We start from the raw sequence: 20,922 nt of genomic DNA, 5'->3' as shown, positions 1-20,922 counted from the left end.
GAGCTGGTGTCGCAGGGTACATCGAGCCCCGCGAAGGACCGAAAGGGAGGTCCTCGCGCGGCGTGGCTCGCACGCCGCGGCTGTCCGGGGGGCGGTTGACGGAGGGGCCCGAGGTCGGGCACCGTGGCTCTCGTCGCATCGACGGGAGGCGCGCATGACGACAAGGGCCGGTGTCGGTTTCTCGAACGAATCGTCCTCGACCGACGCGGGGACGGCGGCCGCGCAAGAGGCGCTGCGCACGCTCGGCGGCGGGGAAGCGGACATCGTCTTCGTCTTCGCGTCGACGAACCACGACTACGGCAAGCTCCTGCCCGCGATCCGCAAGATCATCGGGCCCGTACCCCTCGTCGGCTGCTCGACCGCGGGCGAGTTCACGCACGCCCACGTGGGACACGGATCGGTCGCCGTGATGGCGATCAAGAGCGACGTGATCCGCTTCCGCGTGGGCTTCGGCCGCGGCCTCAAGGCCATGCGCCAGAGCGCGACGACCGAGGCGCTCAAATCGTTCGCCGCCGAGCACCGCGCTGCGCGCACGGCGGGCTTCGGGCACGCGACGTGTATCGTGCTGAGCGACGGGCTCGCCGGGCAGGGCGAGGACATCGTGGAGTCGGTGCACGCGAGCGCAAGCATGCTCGCGCAGGTCGTCGGCGGCGCCGCGGCGGACGACGCGAAGTTCGCGCGGACCGACGTCTTCCTCGACGATCGGCACTACACGGACGCGATCGTCGTGGTGTCCGCGTTCTCGAAGACGCCGATCGGCATCGGTGTGCGGCACGGCCTCTCGTCCGCGTGTCCGAGCATGATCGTGACGCGCGCCGCGGGCAACGTGATTCACGAGATCGACGGCCGCCCGGCGCTCGACGCCTACGAGCGGTTCGCGGCGGGGATCGGCGAGCCGCTCACGGAGGCGAACCGCGACGCGTTCATGATCACGCACGAGCTCGGCATGCTGACGTCGAGCGGGGAGTACAAGATCCGGGCGCCGCTCAAGGCGACCGACGAGCGCGCGATCGTCATGGCCTCCGAGGTGCCCGTGGGCGCGAGCGTCGCCATCATGACGGGCACCGAGGAGAAGCTCGTGTCCGCGGCGGAGCACGCGGCGCGCAGCGCGCTCGTGAACCTCGCGGGGGGCCGGCCGGGCGCCGTCCTGGTGTTCGACTGCATTTGCCGCCGGATCTTCCTCGGCGAGCAATACAAGCGTCAGGTCGCCGCGTTCCGCTCGGTCGTGGGTCAGGACGTGCCGCTGATCGGCTGGGAGACGTACGGCGAGATCGCGCTCACGCCCGGACAGCAGTCTGGCTGGCACAACTCAACCTCGGTCGTCGCGATCCTGCCCGACTGAAGCAGACGATCCGGGTTGAAAAACGGGGCGACCGAGCCGAAGCTGAGAAGCGGAGAGCAAGTGGCTGACAAGACGGATTCGAACGAGCAAAAAGAGCGCGATCCCGCGGCACGCCGCGCGGTCACGCGGCGCAAGATCGACGTCTACCTCGATCGCATCGTCACCGATGTCGAGGCGATCGCGCGCGGCGACGACGGGCGCGAGCTCTCGGCTCCGCCGGCGGACGAGCCGCGCGCGGCCCGCCTCCACGCGGCGCTCTCCACGCTCGTCGATTCGAACCGGAAGGCCGGCCGTGGGGTCGCCGCCGCGACGCGCATGCGCACGCTCGGCCAGCAGGTCGCGGGCACGCTCGCCGAGCTCCTCGCGAGCACGCGCCAGCAAGCCGCGAGCGGCAGCCAGCAAGCCGGGATGGTCAACGACATCACGACGACCATCGAGGAGCTCAACGAGGTCGGGATCCAGAACGTCGAGAAGGCCGAAGGGATCATCCAGATCGCCGAGCAATCGGAGCAGATCTCGCAGGACGGCCAGCGCGACGTCGTCGCCGCGATCGAGGGCATCGACCGGCTGCGCCAGCAGGTCGAGCTGATCGCGGCCAAGATCCTCGATCTGACCGAGCGCACGCAGCAGATCGGCGAGATCATCAGCAGCGTCAACGAGATCGCCGAGCAGAGCAAGCTGCTCGCCCTGAACGCCTCGATCGAGGCGGCGAAGGCTGGCGAGCACGGGCGCGGCTTCGCCGTCGTCGCCCTCGAGATCCGCACGCTCGCCGAGCAGTCGAAACAAGCGACGCAGCAGGTGCGCTCGATCCTCGGCGAGATCCAGAAGGCGAGCCACAGCGCCGCGATGGTCACCGAGGAGGGCTCGAAGGCCGCGACCGAAGGCAGCTCCAAGGTGCGCCGCATCGGCGAGCGCCTCGGGCAGCTCGTCTACGTCATCAACCAGACGACGCGCGCGGCCCGGCAGATCACGGGCGCGATGCGGCAGCAGAGCCTCGGGCTCGAGCAGATCGCGCAAGGCATGAAGCAGATCAACATGGCCACGCAGGAGACGAAGATCAGCGTGGAGCAGGCCGAGCTCGCGCTCGATCGGCTGGCCCGATTGACGGAGCCGATCCGGGCCCACGACCACGGCACGGAGGCTTGAGCTTGGACGGCGGGGTGACGAACCTCGTCCTCACGCGGATGGGCGGCCGCCCGTGCGCGATCCCGTGCGAGCACGTGGTCGAGATCATCCCGCGTGTGCAGCTCGATCACGTGCCCGACGCGCCCCCCGAGGTGCTCGGCGTGATCAACCTGCGTGGCCGCGTCGTGCCGGTGATCGATCTGCGCGGGCGACTCTCGCAGACGAAGCCGCTGCCGTTCTACCAGCACCTCGTCATCGTCCGGGCCGCGAAAGGAAAGCTGCTCGGGCTCGCGGTCGACGAGGTCCGGGACGTGGTGACCGTGCAGGAGGACGCGATCGAAAAGCCGGGGGAGATCGCCGGCGTACGTTCGCCGGGTGTCGTGCGTATCGAGGACGACCTCGTGCTCGTGCTCGGTCCGGAGGACGCCTACCATGGCTCGAGCTGAGGACCGGCGCGCCCCGGATCCGGGTGTCGTGCGGCGCCTCGGCGATCTGGTCCGCGCCCGGACGCGGCTGCAGATGCGCCCCCGCAACCTCGAGATCATCGAGCGCGTGGCCGAGCGTCGCGCCGCCGAGCGTGGCGCGCCTGCGGACGCCTACCTCGAGCACGTGATCCTCTCGCACGACATAGCCGAGCTCGAGCCGTTCATCGCGGAGCTCACGGTCGGCGAGACCCACTTCTTTCGTGGGCCTCCGCAGTTCGAGGCGCTGCGCAGCGAGATCGTCCCTTCGCTCGTGCACAAGCGGCGCAAGGAGCGCGTGATCACGGCGCTCTCCGCCGGCTGCTCCACCGGCGAAGAGGCCTACTCGCTCGCGATCGTGCTCCGCGAGGCCGCCATGAACGAGGGGATGCGCGTCGAGGTCACGGGCATCGACCTGAACCCGCGCTCCTTGCAGAAGGCCGAATCGGCGCGGTACTCGGCGTGGTCGCTGCGCGACATGCCCGAGGTCGTGCGCCGCCAGTATTTCCGCACCGAGGGCGACTTCTGGCACCTCTCCGAGGACGTGCGTCGCCTCGTGCGGTTCCGTCGCTTCGGGCTCACGGAAGGCCCGCTCGTGAGCGTGTTTCCGAGGGGCTTTGATCTGATCCTCTGCCAGAACGTCCTTTATTACCTGGAGCCGGACGCGCGGCCCGAGGTGATCGCCTCGCTCGCGGCCGCGCTCGCGCCGGGCGGCGTGTTGATGTTCGGCCCCGTGGACCACGCCGGGGACGTGCCCGGGTGCCGAGCGGTGCACGTCGGCGAGGTCGTGGTGCACGAGCGTTTCGGGCCCGTGAGCGTGCCGCCCTCGTCGCCGCGCGGCCGCCGGTATGCGCTTCTCTCGATCCCCCCCGCGCCTTTGCCGGCGCTGCGTACGGAGGGCGTGCCCGCGTTTCCGGTCGCCGCCGTGACGCCTCCGCCCGTGGTGCCCGAGCCTGCGCCCGCGCCTTTGACTTCGAGCGCGCCGCCTTCGCTCGCGAGCGCCTTCGCCCACGCCGACGCGGGGAACCTCGAAGCCGCCCTCGCGGAGCTCGAAGCGCTGCTCGAAGAGGAGCCCGAGGAGCCGCGGGCGCACCTGCTCGAGGGGCTTCTCCTGGTCGAGCTCGGCGGCTTCGAAGCCGCGCTCGACGCCTTCCGCCGCTGCGTGTACCTCGATCCCTCGATGATGCTCGCGCATGCGGGCGCGGCCGTGGCGGGCCTCCGCCTCGGCCGCCCCGATCTCGTCGAACGCCACGCCGCACGCCTGCGCGCCCTCACGGTCGCGCGAGGCAAGGGCGTCGACGCGCCGATCGAGGGATGGGACGGCATGACCGTGGGCCGGCTGCTCCGGCTGTTTCGAGACACCGAGATCCAATGAGCGCCCGGGAAGAGAGCGTCTACGAGAAGCTGCGCACCTCGCTCGCCGAGCTCGAGGAGAAGCTGCGCGAGGGCAAGACCGGCGAGCGGGAGGTCCACCCGCGCATCCTCGCCGAGCGGACGCGCCGCATCGCGCGCGAACCGACGCGCCTCGATCGCGCGCCCGACTCGATCAGTTGCATCGTCTTCGAGCGGAGCGGGCGGCGCTACGCCGTGCAGCTCGAGTCCGTCGACGAGGTCGGCCCGATGAGCCGGATCACGCGTGTCCCCGGCGTGCCCGAGTATTTCCTCGGCGTTGCGGCGCGCCGCGGCCGGATCGTCGCCGTCGTCGATCTGCCGCTGCTCTTCACGCCCGACGCGCGCTCCGAATCGTCTGCCGAGCACCTCGTCATGGCGTCGAACGCGGAGGTCGTCTGCGCGGTGGCGGCGGACGCGCTCCACAATATCATCGAGGTCAACCGCCGCACGATCGCCAAGGCCATGCCCACGTTTCCCCCGCTGGTCCAGCGTCACACGCTGGGCGTGCTCGAGGATCGCACCGTCGTCCTCGATCTCGGATCGCTGCTGTCCGACCGCTCCTTGCGCGTCGAGGAGCGCGGCTGATGGCCCTCGACGACGCGGCGTTCGAGGCCCTCTGCGAGACCCTTCGCAACGAGGCCGTCGAGCAGGTCGAGCGCATCGGCACGGCGCTCCTCCTCGTCGAGCGCGGCGCCGAGGGCAGCGCGCGCGAGCAGCTCATCGACGAGGCGTTCCGGCAGGCGCACAACATGAAAGGCGCCGCGAGCTCGCTCGGGTTCGCGCACACGGCGCGCCTCGCGCACGCGATCGAGTCGGTCCTCGCCTCGCTCCGCGCGATGGACTACGAGCGCGCGCCCGAGGTCTTCGACACGCTGAACGCGGGCCTCTCGACCGTGCACCACGCGCTGCGCGTGGATCCGAACCCCGAGCCGGATCTCGTCATCCTGGAGGCGATCGAGGGCCTCGAAGCCGTGCTCCTGGCCTCGAAACCCTCACATGCCCTGCCGCTGCCGGCCCCGCCGCCGCCGCCCGTCGTGCGGCCGGCCGACGGCATCACGGTCGCGACGCGATCGCGCAGCCCCCAGTCGATCTTGCGGCAGCACCGGATGGCCGCCGAGGCCGCGGCGCCGCCGCCCAACGTGAACGCGGGCTACGCCGAGCCGAAGACGAAGCACAGCGAGCCGCCGCCGCACCCGCACGCGAGCGTGCCCCTCGTGTCGTCGCATTACGACGGCGCGCCGATCCCCGCGGGCTTTGGTCCGCCTCCGCCAGTCGGGTTCAGCTCGCCCGCGATCGGCCCGTACGGACCCTCGACGGGGTACGTCGCGCGCGCGGACCTCGCGATCCCGGGTGGCATCACGCCGCCGCCTGCGCCTGTCGTCACGCCTGGCACCTCGAGTGGCAACGCGCCCGGCACGTCCGCGGGCTCGCCCGGCACCTCGGCCGGTGCTGCGGTGGCCGCGGCCCGCTCGATGGCCCAAGGCAGCGAGCGGGGTCCGAACGCGACGGGGCAGCTCCCGAAGATCCCGAACGCGCCTGCGCCGCTTCGTTCGAGCACCGAAGAGACGCTTCGCGTCTCCATGAAAAAACTCTCGGCGCTCATGGCGCAGGTCGGTGAACTCCTCGCCGCGCGCGTGCGCACCGATCAGCGCCTCGCCGAGCTACGCGCCGTCCTCGCCGCCGAGGAAGAGCGCCTCAAAGCGCAGACCTCGATCCGCGCGATGGTGCGCGACGAGGCGCCGGCGAAGCTCGAAGGCTGGTCCGAGCGGCTCGTCGAGGTCCAGAACGAGGACCTCGAACACGAGCGCCTCCTCGTGCGCAGGCTGCGCGAGATCGTGCGCGCGTTCGAGGCCGACGCGCTCCAGTCGACGATCCTCTCGGGCCAGCTCCAGGAGGACATCCGCCGCATCCAGACCTTCCCGCTCGCGAGCGTGCTCGAGCCCTTGCCGCGGGCGGTCCGCAACATGGCGCGCGAGGCCGGCAAGATGGTCGACCTCGTCATCACGGGCGCCGAACTCGAGCTCGACAAGAAGGTCCTCGAAGAGCTGCGTGATCCGCTCTACCACCTCCTACGCAACGCGATCGATCACGGCTGCGAGCACCCAGGCCCCCGCACCGCCGCGGGCAAACCCTCGCGCGGCACGATCCGCATCCGCGCCGAGCATCGCGGCGACGTCGTCACGATCACGGTCAGCGACGACGGCCCCGGCGTCGACATCGCCGGCGTGCGCCGCGCGGCCATCGCGTCGGGCCTCGCGTCGGCGCTCGAAGCGGCGGAGATGCCCGAGCACCGCGTCCTCGAACTGCTCTTCGCGCCCGGCCTCACGACGCGCTCCGAGGTCGGCGAGCTCTCGGGCCGCGGCGTCGGGCTCGACGCGGTCCGCACCAACATCGAGCGGCTCCACGGCACGGTCACGGTCGAGTCGCGGCAGGGCGTGGGGACCTCCTTCGTCATCGTCCTGCCGCTCACGATCTACGTCGTCCACTCGCTGCTCCTGCGCGTCGGCGAGGAGCAGTTCGCGATGCCGATCTCCTCGATCCAGCGCATCTTGCGCATCAGCGCGACGGATGTGCTGGAGGTCGAGCGCACGCACGCGATCGTCGTCGACGGCCGCCCGATCGCGCTCGTCCCGCTGGCCACGCTGCTCGGCCTTCCGGTCGAGCTTCCTCCGCCGCCCGAGCGCATCCCGGTCCTCGTCATCGGCATCGGCGAGACCCGGTGCGCGCTCGCGGTCCGGGAGATCGTGAGTGATCAGACGGTCCTTGCGAAAAACCTCGAACCGCCGCTGGTTCGTGTACGGAACATCGCAGGTGCGACCATCCTTGGGGACGGCCGCGTCGTGTTGATGTTAAATCCCATCGATCTCCTCCGCTCGGCCTCCGGACGCGACGCCGACCGCTTCCGGGCGCTCCTGCCGAGGGTCGAAAACCGCCCCAAGCCGAGGCTCCTTTTGGTCGACGATTCATTCACCACCCGCGCGCTGGAGCGATCGGTGCTCGAGGTCGCCGGCTTCGACGTCGTCGCAGTCGCAGACGGCAACGAGGCGCTCTCGGCGCTCGAGCTCGAGACGTTCGACATCGTCGTGAGCGACGTCTCGATGCCCGAAATGTCCGGCCTCGAGCTCTGCTCGAACATCCGACAAAATGAGCGGCTTCGGAGGCTTCCGGTCGTCCTGGTCACGTCGCTCGGATCCGACGATGATCGCCGGGCAGGCCTCGCCGTCGGCGCCGATGCCTACATCGTCAAGAGCGAGTTCGATCACGAGGTCTTCGTGAAGACCGTGAACGAGCTCGTAGGGAGGGCCTGATGGCACGCGTTCTCATCGTCGACGACTCGGTCGTGATGCGCGACATCGTGCGCGCCCACCTCGCCGGACTCGCCCTCGATCTCGAGGTCGCGAGCAACGGAGAGGACGCGCTCACGCGCATGGCCACGTCGAGCCAGCCCTTCGATCTCGTCATCACCGACTACGCGATGCCCAACATGAACGGGCTCGAGCTCGCGCGTCGCGTGAAGGAGAAGGGAGGCACGCTCGCGCCGAAGGTCATCCTGATCAGCGCGAACAAGGAGCTCCGCGAGCGCGATCTTCTGGCCACCGGCTACATCGACGCCTTCTTCCCGAAGCCCGTTGACGGATCCCAGCTCTCCGCGCGTGTCTCCACGATCCTCTCGCTCACGATCCCGTCCGCGCCGGTCGTCCCTTCGAGCCGCAGGGTGCGCCCCGTGATCCGCGTCGTCATCGCCGACGACACCGAGGTCGGTCGCACGTTGCTCGCGCGTGTCCTCAAGGCCGATCCCGAGATCGACGTCGTCGGCATGGCGCGCGACGGCCAGGGCGCCGTGGATCTCGCCGTGCGCGAGAACCCGCAGATCATCCTGCTCGACGCGATGATGCCCGGCCTCGACGGCGTCGCCGCCACCCGACGCATCATGGCCCTCGCGCCGACCCGCGTCGTCATCGTCTCCGATCAACAGGGCAGCCGACCCGCCGCGCAGATCTTCGCCGCGACCGAGGCCGGCGCGCTCGACGTGATCGCGCGGCCGAGCTGGGGGGATCCGATGGGTCCGCAGGCCGTCGCCTTGCGCGACAAGATCAAGATGCTCGCCGAGATCCCCGTGGTGCGTCGCTGGGCCGACGGGCCGCGCTCGGTGCGATCACGCCGCGGCGGCAGCCTCCGCGCGCAGAACCGCGCGACGGTCGTCGGCATCTGCGCTTCCACGGGCGGACCCGCAGCCATCGCCGCGATGTTGCCGGGCCTCGCGGCCGCTTCCTCGTTGATCCCGATCCTCATCGTGCAGCACGTGCTCGCGGGCTTCGACGAGGCGCTCGCCGAGTGGCTCGCCGAGGTCACGCAGCTCCCCGTTCGCCTCGCCACACACGGCATGCCCTTGCGCGCCGGCGTCATCGCGCTCGCGCCCGAAGGCAAGCACCTCGTCGCGCAATCGCCGCTCACGATCGGCGTGATCGAGGGCCCGCCCGTCGGCAACCATCGCCCCTCGGGCACGCCGCTCTTCGAATCTCTCGCGCGGCATTTCGGCGACGGCGCGCTCGGCGTGATGCTCACGGGCATGGGCAACGATGGGGTCGAGGGCCTGCGCGCAATCAAAGCGGCCGGCGGAAGTGTGCTCGTCCAGTCGCCGGATTCCTGCGTGGTAAGCGGTATGCCAGGTGCCGCGATTTCGCGCGGATACGCGGATGCCGTTTTGTCCCTCGACGAACTCGGCCCCGAAATCGTCGAGCGCGTCCGTGCCCCGGCGCGCTCGCGCCATTGAAGGAGCAAAGGAGCTGATATGGTTCCTCCGATGCAGGAGCCGGAGCTCCCGGAGCGGCTGGGGAAGTATCAGATCATCCGCAGGCTCGCCTATGGCGGCATGGCCGAGGTACTCCTCGGCCGCCTCACGGGGACCGACGGCTTCATGAAAGAGGTCGTCGTCAAGCGGGTGCTCCCGCAGTACGCGTCGAACAACGAGTTCATCGCGATGTTCCGCGACGAGGCGCGCATCACGTCGCGCCTTCATCACGGCAACATCGTGCAGGTCGTCGAGTTCGCGGAGGAGGGCGGCCAGTACTACCTCGTCCTCGAGTACGTCGACGGCCCGAGCCTCGGCGCCACGCTCTACGAGCTCCGCAAGCGCGGCGAGCGCCTCAGCATCCCCGAGGTCGCGCACATCGCGGTCGAGACCGCGCGCGGCCTCGACTACGCGCATCACAAGCTCGGCGAGGATGGCCGTCCCTTGCTCATCGTCCATCGCGACGTGAGCCCGTCGAACATCCTCCTCTCGCGTGAGGGCGTCGTGAAGCTCGCCGACTTCGGCATCGCGCGCGCCCGCGAACGGCTCTCGCCCACGCAAGGCGGCGCAGGCACGCTCAAGGGCAAATTCGCCTACATGGCGCCCGAGACCATCCTGCGCGGCCGCCTCGACGCGCGCTCGGATCTCTTCTCGTTCGGCGTCGTCCTCTTCGAGATGCTCACGGGCAGGAGCGCGTTCACCGGCGAGACCGAGGCGCACACCATCCAGCGCGTCACGACCGAGGACCTGCCCCCCGCGTCGAGCCAGAACCGCGCCGTCCCGCCCGAGTTCGACGAGATCGTCCACCGGCTGCTCGATCGCGACCCCGACAACCGCCCCTCGCGTGGCCTCGAGATCGTCGACGCGATCGGCAAGCTCCGCCTGCACACCTCGCCGCCGCCGAGCGAGCTGCTCATGGAGACGCTCACGCGCCTCTTCCCGATCCACCGCCACGAGGCGCGGGATCGCGCCACGGTTCGTCCGGCGAAACCACGTGTCATCGTCGTCGACGAGTCGCGCACGCTGCGCGCGCTCGTCCGCGCGAGCCTCGGCCAGCGGTACACCGTCATCGAGGCTTCCACGGGCGACGAGGCGCGTGCCGCGATGCGCGGCGCCGTGCCGGATGCGATCGTCTGTCAGCGGACGCTCCAGGGCATGTCGGGGCTCGAGCTCTGCCATTCGATGCGCGAGAACCCCCGCCTCGCCGACGTCCCGTTCATCTTGCTCGCGGCCGACATCACGCCTGAGCTCGAAGCGGAGGCGCGCGTGATCGGCGTGCAAGCGGTCCTGCCGAAGCGCTTCGATCCACGCCAGCTCGAAGCTACGTTGCAGAAGATTCTCGAATCGTGACGCGGACCGATCGTTCGGCCGCTCGTCATTTCCTGGGGAAGGGGAGCGCGGCATGAACGACACGGAGCACCTGTTTCGACAGCGACCTCGCTCCGACGAGGAGCTCTACGAGCGGCTCGCGGAGATCACGAAGGACGAGCTCCGCAGGGATCTCGTCGCGCGCCTCGCCGCGCACGGCGCACTCCCGCGCGAGGTCCCGATCTACGTGCGCGCCTTCGCGTTCCTCGGCCTCACGACGTCGGATCTGCCCGCGCTCACCCGCGTGCTCCTCGACGCGCGGGCGCCGATCGAGGGGCGCGCCGTCGCGCTCGCGCTCGTACGCTCGGTCGATCCGACGCGCGCGCAGGAGCTCGCGCGGCAGGTCACGCAGACCGAGCTCCTCGCCATGAACGACGCGCAGCTCCTCGTGGTGATCGCGGGCATCGCCACGGCGCCTGCGCGCCTGCCCGAGATCTCGGAGAAGGTCGCGCGCCAGCCGCTCGAATCCCGCCTCGCCCGCTTCGAGCAGATCGAGCGCCTGCGCAAGCGCGCGCGGGTCCCTGCGGCGTTCCTGTACGAAGACCTCGTTCGTCGTGACGACCTCGGCATCGGCGACGGCGCCGTGGATCGCATCGTCGAGGAGGGCGGCGCGGCGGCCGTGTGGCTGTGCGAGTCGCTCTGGCACGAGGCGTCGAGCAAGGCGTCACGCGCGCGCTGGGCCGACGTCCTCGCGCGTGTGTTTCGTTCATCGGGACGCGCGAGCGTGGAGGGGGGGCGCGCTCTCGTGTTCGCCTCGGAACGGGGCGAGGACGGCGCGCGCACGGCCGTGCTCTCCGTGGAGAGCCCGCTCGATGGATCGCTCACGCTTGCGCGCGTGCACGTGGACGCGAGCGGTGCCCTCGCGGACGGCGCGCTCACGACGCTCGCGGACGAACGTGACCTCGAAGATTGGCTCTCCGCAGGTCCGGCGCTCCTGCCTCGTGTCCCGTCGCCGATGGCCTCGATCGCGCCCTGGGTCGAGGACGCCGCGCGCCGCACGAGCACGCCTCCGCGCGCGGCTCCGTATACCTTCGCGGCGGCGTGCTGGTTCTCACTCGCCGCGCGCAGCTAGCCCACGATCGCGTCCTCCACCTCGACACCCACGGGGCAGTGATCACTGCCCGTCACGTGAGGCGAGAGGAACGCGCGCTTGAGGTGCTTCGCCGCGCCCTCCGACGCGAGCACGTAATCGATGCGCCACCCGACGTTTTTCGCGCGCACGCCGAACCGCTGGCTCCACCACGAGTAGTGCCCGGGCCCCGGCTCGAAGGCGCGGAACGTATCCACGTAGCCGGCGCGGATCCATCGATCGAGCTCCTCGCGCTCCTCGGAGGTAAACCCGCTCGTCTTCACGTTTTCCTTCGGCCGCGCGAGGTCGATATCCCGGTGGGCCGTGTTGAAATCACCCATCACGAGGATCGGATCGCCGCGGCGCTTCCTCGGCTCGAGCACGTCGAAGAGGCGTCGGTAGAACGCGAGCTTGAACGGGATGCGGCTGTTGTCCCGGTTCTGCCCGCTGCCGTTCGGGAAGTACACGTTCGCCAGCGTGAGCCGACCAAAGCGTGCGATTTGCACGCGCCCCTCGGCGTCGAACGCCGCGTCCCTCATCGACGTCGTGACCCGATCCGCGGGCAGCCGCGAGAGCAGCCCCACGCCGCTGTACCCCGGTCGTTCGGCCGACGAGAACGCGCGCAGCCACGCGCCGCCGATCGACTCCAGGCACGGCCCGAGCTGCGCCTCCTGCGCGCGCACCTCCTGGATGCCCACGATGTCGGCCCGCTCCTCCGCGAGCCACGTGCAGAACCCTTTTCCGAGGACCGAGCGCAGCCCGTTCACGTTCCAGCTCACGATCTTCATGCGTCGAAAACAGCTCTAAGGTTTGGCCGGGCCATGTCAAGGAAAACCAGTCTTCGGCCGGGAGATGTCGAGCAAGCGCTCGGTTTTTACCCGCGCGGGGGCTCCCGTGTCCGAAGCTCCAGGACATCCCATCGAGGAGGGACTCGCATGAACACGCGCGCTTTCGCCATCGCCCTGTTGATCCCCGCCACGCTCGCCACCACGTCCTGCCGCAAGCAGGAAGAGATGACGACGGCCGAGGCCCTGCAAGCCGTGCAAGAGGCCAGCATCTCGGGCGACGCCGAGAACGTCACCTCGGGCAGCATCGAGATCACCACCGACTTCACCATCGGCCAGGCCGCCGAGGCCGCCGCGCAGGAGATCCGCGACTTCGTCACCTCGCAGCTCCCCTGCGCCGCCGTCACGCTCGCAGGCGCCAAGCTCACGGTCGAGTACGGCAAGAACCCCGGGAGCTGCACCTACAAGGGCAACACGTACAGCGGCACGCACGAGATCACGGTCACGAAGAACGAGATGAGCGACGTGGTCGTGAACCATACGTGGACCAAGCTTTCGAACAGCCGCGTCGAGGTGAGCGGCACGGCCGAGGTGACGTGGAGCGCGAGCGACAAGACCCGCCACGTCGCGCACGAGCTCGACTGGACGCGCCTCTCGGACGGCAAGACCGGCAAAGGCACGGGCGATCGCACGCAAAGGCCACTCGAAGGCGGGCTCGCCGAGGGCTTTCAGGTCGACGGCGCGCGCTCATGGACAGGGCAGGGCGGCACGTGGGACCTCGCGATCGAGGGCGTGCAGTTCCGCTGGGTCGATCCCGTGCCGCAGGCAGGGACCTACAGGCTCGCCGATCCCAAGGAGCGCTCGATCGAGATGAGCTTCGGTCGCGTCGACGAGGACACCATCGAGGTCACGCTGAAAAGCGGCGCGAAGTCGTTCTCGTTCAACGTCTCAAAGGCGGGGACCGTCTCCGAGTCCTGAGAGCGGGGCCGCTGCGTCTCGCCGGGGTTTCACCCCGGACCCGACCAGGGGTTGTCCACCCCTGGACCCGGACCAGGGCCAGCCCTGGACCTTTGGTGCATCGACCGCGATGCGGTCGATGCACAGGCGCAGGAGGTTCACTCGCGCGACGCCTGGGCAACGCCCTCGGAGACCTCCGCGCATCGAGCAGGGCAGGGGAGCGCCGGGCGGGCGGACAAAAGCAAAACAGCCGAACCCTTTCGGGATCGGCTGTTCTGTACTGCATACAGGGAAGCGGGGTGGACGGGACTCGAACCCGCGGCCTCCGGCGTGACAGGCCGGCGTTATAACCGACTTAACTACCACCCCAATGTGGCGAACTGCGTCGTCGCTGTTTCTTTCTCGCTGACGGGGCCGGTATCTACCAGCCTTGTTTCCCGTTTGCAAGCCCCTGTTTTCTTTTTTCTTTCCGCCGCCGACCCTCATCAACTTCGATAAGGAACCGGGTGGGCGGGACAGGGTTCGAACCTGCGACCATCGGCTTGTAAGGCCAATGCTCTACCGCTGAGCTACCCGCCCCGACGGAGAGGCCGCGGAGTCTACTCAGGGAGCCTTTTCCGTCAAGAGGTTTTTTTCTGGGGCGGATCCCGCCACGCCAAACTTCCGCCCGCCCGGACAATCGGGCTAGAGTCGACGGCGCGGGCGCACGATCGAAGGCGCGCCCTGGCCGCTTCGGGCGGCCCGAGGAGGAACGGAGAGTCGCATGACGGAGCGGATCGGCATTCTCGCTGGCTGGGAGCAGTCCTTCCCCCAGGCGTTCATCGATCGGTGCAACCGGGTCCCGGGCATCCACGCGGAGTTCGCGAAGATCGGAGGGACGCCGGAGCGCTTCGTCTCTCCGTACCGCGTCCTCGTCGACCGCATCAGCCAGGAGGTCAAGCACTACCGCTTCTACCTCAAGGCCGCGGCGCTCGGCGGCGCGTACGTCATCAACGACCCCCTCTGGTGGAGCGCCGACGACAAGTTCTTCGGCTACTCGCTCGCCTCGCGCCTCGGCGTCGCCACGCCGCGCACGGTGATGCTCCCGCAGAAGGACTACATCCCCGCGATCGACAAGAACCGCTCGCTGCGCAACCTCGAGTTCCCGCTGAACTGGGAAGCGATCGTCGACTACGTGAAGTTCCCCGCGATCCTCAAGCCCGCCGACGGCGGCGGCTGGAAGGACGTGACGGTCGTGCGCACGCCGGGGGATCTGCTCCGCGCGTACAACGACTCGAACCTCAACGTGATGACGCTGCAGGAGTTCATCGACTTCGACGACTACGCGCGCTGCATCTGCATCGGCCGCGAGCGTGTCCTCACGATCCAGTACGACCCGAAGCAGATCGGCCCGACCGGGCTCCGCGGTCGTTACATCTTCCGCGACCAGGAGCGCTGGCTGCCGCAGGATCTGCACGACCGCATCGTCAACGACGCGCTGCGCCTGAACCACGCGCTCGGCTACGACATGAACTCGGTCGAGTTTGCCATCAAGGATGGCGTCCCCTACGCCATCGACTTCACGAACCCCGCGCCCGACATGCACATCGAGCACCTCGGCGAGCGCTTCTTCGACACGGTCACCGACTGGATGGTCGACTTCTGCGTCCGCGCCGCCAAGGAAGGCCGCACGATCCGCGACCGTTACGCCTGGAGCAAGATGGCGGCCGAAGTCGAACCCATCCGGTGGGATAGAAGCACGTGACCCACCACGAGCGGCCGTCGAAGCACCCCTTCACCGCCGCGCTCGACGCAGCCGTCGACCGCTACCACGACGCGCTCACGGCTTACGTAGATCGAGGGGGCGAGGATCACCTCGCCCTGCTCGAGCGCATGGTGGCGCGAGGCGCCGTCTTCGCTGGTCGTCCTCTCTGCACGTTCCTCCGCCCGAACTTCGTCCTCCGCGCCCAGTACAACCTGCTCCTCGGAGCGCTCCGGCACTTCCGCAGCGCCGTCATCAAGGCGAAGGATCTCGTCCTCGCGGACCCCACGCTCCTCGAGCTCATGGGTCTGACCGACGGCGAGCGGCGGCTCTTCTCCTACAACCCGGCCTTCGAGTCCGTCGGCGTCGTCACGCGCCTCGACGCGATCCTCGCAGGCTCCGATCTCTCGTTCGTCGAGCTCAACGCCGAGGGCGCCTTCGGCCCGAGCTACGCCGATCGGCTCACCGAGCTCTTCGAGGCCTTCCAGCCGATGCGCGAGTTCGCCCGTATCTCGCCGATCACGCCGGTCTACGCGGGCAACTCCCTTGTCGGATCGATCCTCGACGCGTGGCACGAGTTCGGCGGGACGCACGTCCCGAAGGTCGCCGTCGTCGACTGGCAGGAGGTCGCGACGCGGACCGAGTTCGACATGATCTGCGAGCGCTTCCGGCTGCACGGCATCCCGGCGCGCTTCGTTGATCCACGCGAGCTCGAGTACCGCGACGGCAAGCTCTCGGCGAAGGGCGAGGAGATCGATCTCGTCTACCGCCGCGTGCTCACGAGCGAGCTGCTCGGCCGCGAGGACGAGGTGCGGCCGCTCATCGAGGCGTACAAGGCGCGCGTCGTGTGCGTCGTGAACAGCTTCCGCGCGAAGCTGCTCGACAAGAAGGTCCTCTTCGCCTTGCTCTTCGATCCGCGCGTGATGTCGCTCTACACGAAGGACGAGCGCGTCGCCGTGCACCAGTTCATCCCGTGGACGAGGCGCGTCGAGGAGATGAAGACCGAAGGCCCGGACGGCGAGGAGATCGACCTCGTCCCGTGGGCGCGTGACAACCGCGCGCGCCTCGTGATCAAGCCGAACGACGAGGTCGGCGGCCGCGGCGTGGTGATCGGCGCGAACGTGGAGAGCAGCGTGTGGGAGCGAGCGTTGAAGCTCGCGCTCCTCGATCCGTCCGTTTTGCAGCTCCGCGTTTCGCTACCGACGGCGATGTTCCCGGAGGTCGGCGCGGCGGGCGAGCTCTACTTCTCGCGGCGCCACATCGAGCTCGATCCGATCCTGTTTCGCGGCGAGCTCGGCGGTATGCTGGGCAGGTTATCCGCGACGAACATGTGTAACGTTCATGCGGGGGCGGGAACGGTCCCCACGTTCATCATCGAGGGAGATTCATGAGCACCACGGTCCAGGGTCTGCTCGACGGTCAATTCACGCTCGGCATCGAGGAAGAGTTTCAGATCGTCCACCCCGAGACGCGCGAGCTCCGCTCGTACGTGAGTCAGCTCCTCGAGGGGGGGAAGCACTCGGTCCTGCGCGAGCGCGTGCGGCCCGAGATGCACCAGTCCGTCGTCGAGACGGGCACGGGCATCTGCCGCGACATCCGGCAAGCGCGCCAGGAGATCTGCGAGCTGCGCGGGGAGCTCAGCGCGCTCGCGGGCAAGCACGGCCTCCGGATCGTCGCGGCCGGCACGCATCCTTTCAGCGACTGGAAGAAGCAGGAGATCACCGACGGCGAGCGCTACAAGGTGATCGTCGAGGACCTGCAGGACGTCGCGCGCGCGAACCTGATCTTCGGCCTCCACGTCCACGTCGGCATCAAGGACAAGGAGGTCGCGATGGCGCTCGCGAACCAGGTCCGTTACTTCCTGCCGCACCTCCTCGCGCTCTCGACGAGCTCGCCGTTCTGGCTCGGCCGCGCGACAGGCCTGAAGAGCATCCGCAGCGAGATCTTCAAGCGCTTCCCGCGCACGGGCATCCCGGGCCACTTCGACTCGTACGCGCAGTTCCAGTCGTACGTCGAGCTGCTCGTGAAGACGGGCTGTATCGACAACGCGAAGAAGATCTGGTGGGACGTCCGCGCCCATCCGTTCTTCGACACGGTCGAGGTGCGCATCTGCGACATGACGACGCGCATCGACGACACCGTCGCGCTGACGGCGCTCATCCAGGCGCTCATGGGCAAGCTCTACCTGCTCTACCGGAAGAACATGGGCTTCCGCGAGTACGCGCGCGAGCTCATCGAGGAGAACAAGTGGCGCGCGCTGCGCTACGGCATCGACGGCCAGCTCATCGACTTCGGCAAGCAGGAGCAGTTGCCTGTGCGCGTGCTCATCGGCGAGCTGCTCGACTTCGTCGAGGAGGCCGCGGCCATCTTCAAGTCCGAGGCCGATCTCGATCGCATCCGCGGCATCCTCCGGGAGGGGACGAGCGCGGACAAACAGCTCGCCGTCTTCCAGAAGACGCAGAGCGTGCAGGCCATCGTCGATCATCTGATCGAGCAGACCGCGATGGGCGCCTGAGCGCTCCCGTTCGCGCCCATCCTCGTCCAAAAATCGAAAAGATCCGGGTACTTGACCTTCGGTCAGGCGCCTTTCGTCACCGAGGATTTCTGTCCGGGCCCTCCGCGGTGATACCGTGCGCTCGTGGGAACGAAGAGAGCGTTGCATCGGGTCGCCGCCCTCGCCGTGACGGGGCTCGTGGTGTCCGTGGGAGCGGTGAGCTGCACGTCCACGGAGTTCATCCAGGAGCCGCCGGGTCTGCCGACCGATCGTGCATCGGGGGCCGTGCCCGCGGGCGCGATCGGGGTGTGCAAGCGTGAGGGGACGAAGCGCCCGCCCGTCGTGAGCGAGAAGCTCTGGGAGCACGCCAAGCCGTGCACGACGAAGACGCCCGAGAAGTACATCCGGCTCGGCTACTCGGACAAAGACGACCCCGGCGTCGAGGCGCAGAACGAGCAGATCCTCGCGGCGCTGCGCGAGGGGCCGAAGGAAGACGGCGGCAACAACCAGTTCGTCGCGATGCTCCGAGGCGTGCGTCAACGCTCGCTCGACATCCCTTCGCTGCGCTACCGCGTCTCGCGTGACACGACGTCGGCGGGCGCCTGCGACTTCACGTACATGCTCAACACGATGGGCAAGTCGCGCGAGAAGATCGAGCGCGACGCCTGCACGGCCGAGGTCTACGACTCCGAGGAGCGCAAGGAGGTCTGCCTCTTCGACAAGCCCGAGGGTCTGTGGCTGACGTCCGGCTGGGCTTGCCTCATGAACGTGCGCGCGCTCGGGTCGGATCAGTCCTGCCATCGTTTGTGTGCATACGATGACTACTGCGCGCGCCAGGTGAGCTGCGCGGGCGCGGACGTCGATCTGCTCCTGTGCGCGATGGGCGTCTGTTTGCCCGAGCAGACCGGCCTGTACTGAGGAGACGCTCGGCCCGCCGCGGAGGCGGCGGGCTAGTCGCCGTACGGATCGTTCGTGTCGACCTTGGGCGCGCCGCCCGTCGGCGCGGCCGTCGTGGCTCCGCCCGGCAGGCGTGACGGCGGTCTCCACCACGGGGGCGGATACCAGAGGCCGTCGATGCGCTTCCAGCCGCCGCCGGGGTTCGGCGGGAGAAACCTGTAGCCGCCGCCGTCGGGCAAGCCGCCGTCGAGCGCGTCGGAGCCCGCGTCGCCTGCGTCGGTCCCTGCGTCGGGTCCGGCATCGCTCTCTGCATCGCTGCCGGCGTCGCTCGGCGTGCCTGCATCGAGTGCGAGCGTGTCCTCGCTCGGCGCGGTCGCGGAAGGAGCGGCGCTCGCGCTCATCACGGCGCTCGGCGCAGGCGCGATGCTCGCAGGCGGCGGAGGAGGCGCGGGGGCCGGCGTGGCCTCGGCCTTGGGCGCAGGCAGGAGCCAGCGGAGGGCCGGCGGGACGAGCGGCTCGGCCCCGGGCAGGTGGCCCATGCGAAGCGCCGCGCCTGCGCCGCCGAGCGCGGCGACGAGCACGAGCACGAGCCACGGCCAGACGGACGGCTTGCGCTTCGACGTGACGAGCGCCGCCGGCGCAGACGGCGGGGGAGGCGGCACGCTGGGGACGACGATCACCGGAGGCGGAGGAGGCGCGACCTCTCCGCCGTCGAGCGTGATCGGGATGATGCCTTCGAGCGAAGCGCCGCGCGACGATGGCGTGCCGCCGCTGCGCCGGCGTGACGTGGGCCCTTCGGCCTTCCGCGATGCAGGCGCTTCCGCGGCTTCGACCCCGCGCGCGTCCGCGGCCTGGATCGCGGCGGCGATCTCCGCGCGGCGCTGCGACGATCGCTCGCCCATCAGGTTGCGCACGAACGAAGCCATGTCGCCATCGGTCACGGCGGCACCGATGGCGTTCGTGATCTGATCGAGCGCGCGTTGCATCTCGGCGCAGTCGGACCAGCGATCGTCGACGCGCTTCGCGAGGGCGCGCATCACCACGGCTTCGAGATCGGGGCGCACCGAGGGGACGAGATCGCGGATCGGGACGGGCTCGGTGCCGACGATGTTGTCCATCGTCTGCTTATCCGTGCTCGCCTTGAACGGGTGGCGCCCGGTGATCATCACGTACATGAGGATCCCGAGCGAGAAGATGTCGGAGCGTCGATCGAGCCGATCGCCGCGGATCTGCTCGGGCGACATGTAGTGCGCTTTGCCCTTCAGCATGCCGGGCACGCGCGTGATGGTGACGCTCGCCGTGGCCTTCGCGACGCCGAAGTCGACGATCTTCACGATCCCGTCGTACGAGACCATGACGTTCGCCGGGTTCACGTCGCGGTGCACGAGGCCGAGCGGGCGGCCGTCGTCGTCGCGCATCTCGTGCGCGGCGTGCAGGCCCGCGCAGGCGCTCGAGAGCATGCGCAGGAACAAGGGGAGGGGGAAGCCACCTTGATCCTTGGCGTTGCGGTTGATCACGAAGAGCGACTCTCCGTTGATCCACTCCATCACGATGTAGAGCACGCCGTTCTCGTCGCCGAGATCGAGGATCTCGGCGACGTGCGGGTGCCGGATGCGCGCCGCGAGCCGCGCCTCGTCGAGGAACATCGCCTCGAACTCGGGATCTTCCGAGAGGCCCGGCAGCATCGTCTTGATGGCGACGAGCTTCTGGAAGCCGCGCGAGCCGACCATGCGCGCGGCCCACACGGCGGCCATCCCGCCCTGCGCCACGGGCATGAGGATCTCGTAGCGTCCTAGCGTGACGCCGGGCTTGAGATCTCGGTTATGAAGCACGAACGAGGATCCTCTGGGATGCGTCCTCGGCAGCGGGACCGCGAGGGAAAAGGGGAGCGAAGGCTACCGCGCAGGGGAGGGTGTCACGATCGCCGCTCGCGGCTCAAGAGGAAGCAGCGGAATCGGTACGCGAAGGGGTTTTCCGCACATGCGAGAGGTGCGAGCGAAGAAAATTCAGGGGGGTTCCGGAGGGGCGGGGGCACACGCCGGGGCGGGCCCGTGCGCGGCGAGAGACGGCGCGAGGAGAGTCGTGGTATGGGCAAACTGCGAGGCAAACGAGCGCGACGACCATGGTTGATAGCCCGATCCCGCCCCCGAAAGACGACGACGACGAGGATGTCCACTGGGCGCTGTCGACGGCCTCCGCGCTGTGGGGCCGCGGGGAGCGAGCCGAAGCGCTGCGCTGGCTGAAGCGCGCCGCGGAGCAAGCCTCCGACGCGGACAAGGACATGCGGTCGCTCGAGCTCTTCAAGGCGGCCGCGGACATCGCGCCCCTGCTCGCGGCTGCGGCTGCGGCCGCGGCCGCGCCGCAAGCTGCGCCTGCACCTGCACCTGCACCTGCGCCGCAAGCCGCGGCCGCGCCGCCGCCGCCCGCGCCGTCGCCGCAAGCTGCACCTCCGCCCGTTCCGCAAGCTGCGCCCGCGCCCGAGTCGGCCCCCCAGGCTCC

16 protein-coding genes, 2 tRNA genes and 1 pseudogene are annotated in these 20,922 nt (G+C 69.3%); 15 read left to right on the top strand and 4 right to left on the bottom strand.

Annotation, left to right across the window (positions count from 1 at the left end):
* The first annotated feature begins 154 nt into the window (after positions 1-154).
* From QHF89_RS37190 to QHF89_RS37150, 9 genes are read left to right on the top strand one after another with little or no spacing between them, the layout of a single operon-like run.
* Positions 155-1,342 (top strand): FIST signal transduction protein, encoded by a 1,188-nt coding sequence (locus QHF89_RS37190; RefSeq protein WP_170229137.1) that lies wholly within the window; start codon positions 155-157, stop codon positions 1,340-1,342.
* 60 nt (positions 1,343-1,402) lie between these two features.
* Positions 1,403-2,488: a methyl-accepting chemotaxis protein gene (locus QHF89_RS37185; protein ID WP_136929662.1), complete on the top strand. Its 1,086-nt coding sequence runs from the start codon at positions 1,403-1,405 to the stop codon at positions 2,486-2,488.
* A 14-nt stretch (positions 2,489-2,502) separates the two neighbouring features.
* On the top strand, positions 2,503-2,913 hold the full coding sequence (locus QHF89_RS37180; RefSeq protein WP_136972790.1) for a chemotaxis protein CheW: 411 nt from the start codon (positions 2,503-2,505) through the stop codon (positions 2,911-2,913).
* Complete coding sequence (locus tag QHF89_RS37175; RefSeq protein ID WP_136972789.1) at positions 2,900-4,303, top strand: CheR family methyltransferase; 1,404 nt, start codon at positions 2,900-2,902, stop codon at positions 4,301-4,303. The genes QHF89_RS37180 and QHF89_RS37175 overlap by 14 nt, the downstream gene beginning before the upstream one ends.
* Positions 4,300-4,905, top strand: a complete 606-nt coding sequence (locus tag QHF89_RS37170; protein WP_170229138.1) for a chemotaxis protein CheW — start codon at positions 4,300-4,302, stop codon at positions 4,903-4,905. Before QHF89_RS37175 ends, QHF89_RS37170 begins: the two co-directional genes overlap by 4 nt.
* Positions 4,905-7,628: a response regulator gene (locus tag QHF89_RS37165; RefSeq protein WP_136929666.1), complete on the top strand. Its 2,724-nt coding sequence runs from the start codon at positions 4,905-4,907 to the stop codon at positions 7,626-7,628. Before QHF89_RS37170 ends, QHF89_RS37165 begins: the two co-directional genes overlap by 1 nt.
* Complete coding sequence (locus tag QHF89_RS37160) at positions 7,628-9,094, top strand: chemotaxis protein CheB (RefSeq protein WP_136929667.1); 1,467 nt, start codon at positions 7,628-7,630, stop codon at positions 9,092-9,094. The genes QHF89_RS37165 and QHF89_RS37160 overlap by 1 nt, the downstream gene beginning before the upstream one ends.
* A 30-nt stretch (positions 9,095-9,124) precedes the next feature.
* A complete protein-coding gene (locus QHF89_RS37155) occupies positions 9,125-10,462 on the top strand; it encodes a protein kinase domain-containing protein (protein WP_284721418.1) in 1,338 nt (445 codons plus the stop codon).
* A gap of 52 nt (positions 10,463-10,514) precedes the next feature.
* Positions 10,515-11,552 (top strand): hypothetical protein, encoded by a 1,038-nt coding sequence (locus QHF89_RS37150; protein ID WP_136929669.1) that lies wholly within the window; start codon positions 10,515-10,517, stop codon positions 11,550-11,552.
* Here the strand turns inward: QHF89_RS37150 and QHF89_RS37145 are convergent.
* Positions 11,549-12,337, bottom strand: coding sequence for an exodeoxyribonuclease III (locus QHF89_RS37145; protein ID WP_136972788.1), 789 nt, complete (start codon positions 12,335-12,337; stop codon positions 11,549-11,551). The two genes, QHF89_RS37150 and QHF89_RS37145, sit on opposite strands and share 4 nt — an antisense overlap.
* Before the next feature lie 147 nt (positions 12,338-12,484).
* On the opposite strand from QHF89_RS37145, the gene QHF89_RS37140 reads away from it, so the two are divergent.
* Positions 12,485-13,312 carry a hypothetical protein gene (locus QHF89_RS37140; RefSeq protein ID WP_136972787.1) on the top strand — a complete coding sequence of 276 codons (828 nt, stop codon included), beginning with the start codon at positions 12,485-12,487 and terminating at the stop codon, positions 13,310-13,312.
* A 274-nt stretch (positions 13,313-13,586) separates the two neighbouring features.
* Here the strand turns inward: QHF89_RS37140 and QHF89_RS37135 are convergent.
* Both QHF89_RS37135 and QHF89_RS37130 read right to left on the bottom strand, forming a co-directional pair.
* Positions 13,587-13,660 (bottom strand) — tRNA-Asp (locus tag QHF89_RS37135).
* Positions 13,661-13,798: 138 nt separating this feature from the next.
* Positions 13,799-13,870: transfer RNA gene (locus QHF89_RS37130), tRNA-Val, on the bottom strand.
* 184 nt (positions 13,871-14,054) lie between these two features.
* Between QHF89_RS37130 and QHF89_RS37125 the strand changes: the two genes are divergently transcribed.
* The 4 genes from QHF89_RS37125 to QHF89_RS37110 all read left to right on the top strand — a co-directional run bounded on the left by QHF89_RS37125 (position 14,055) and on the right by QHF89_RS37110 (position 18,444).
* Positions 14,055-15,035 (top strand): ATP-grasp domain-containing protein, encoded by a 981-nt coding sequence (locus QHF89_RS37125; protein WP_136929672.1) that lies wholly within the window; start codon positions 14,055-14,057, stop codon positions 15,033-15,035.
* A complete protein-coding gene (locus QHF89_RS37120; protein WP_136972786.1) occupies positions 15,032-16,423 on the top strand; it encodes a circularly permuted type 2 ATP-grasp protein in 1,392 nt (463 codons plus the stop codon). The genes QHF89_RS37125 and QHF89_RS37120 overlap by 4 nt, the downstream gene beginning before the upstream one ends.
* The gene (locus QHF89_RS37115; RefSeq protein WP_136929674.1) at positions 16,420-17,547 is read left to right on the top strand and encodes a carboxylate-amine ligase; all 1,128 of its coding nucleotides are present in this window, start codon (positions 16,420-16,422) and stop codon (positions 17,545-17,547) included. Before QHF89_RS37120 ends, QHF89_RS37115 begins: the two co-directional genes overlap by 4 nt.
* A gap of 123 nt (positions 17,548-17,670) precedes the next feature.
* Positions 17,671-18,444: a hypothetical protein gene (locus QHF89_RS37110; protein WP_136972785.1), complete on the top strand. Its 774-nt coding sequence runs from the start codon at positions 17,671-17,673 to the stop codon at positions 18,442-18,444.
* Positions 18,445-18,476: 32 nt separating this feature from the next.
* On the opposite strand, the gene QHF89_RS37105 is transcribed toward QHF89_RS37110, so the two are convergent.
* Complete coding sequence (locus tag QHF89_RS37105; RefSeq protein WP_136972784.1) at positions 18,477-20,255, bottom strand: serine/threonine protein kinase; 1,779 nt, start codon at positions 20,253-20,255, stop codon at positions 18,477-18,479.
* 290 nt (positions 20,256-20,545) lie between these two features.
* On the opposite strand from QHF89_RS37105, the pseudogene QHF89_RS37100 reads away from it, so the two are divergent.
* Positions 20,546-20,922, top strand: a pseudogene (locus QHF89_RS37100) (hypothetical protein); the annotation flags it as partial.

The sequence above is a fragment of the Polyangium sorediatum genome, assembly GCF_029946465.1.
Lineage (GTDB): Bacteria > Myxococcota_A > Polyangia > Polyangiales > Polyangiaceae > Polyangium > Polyangium fumosum.
This window is presented reverse-complemented; position numbering and strand designations above follow the sequence as displayed.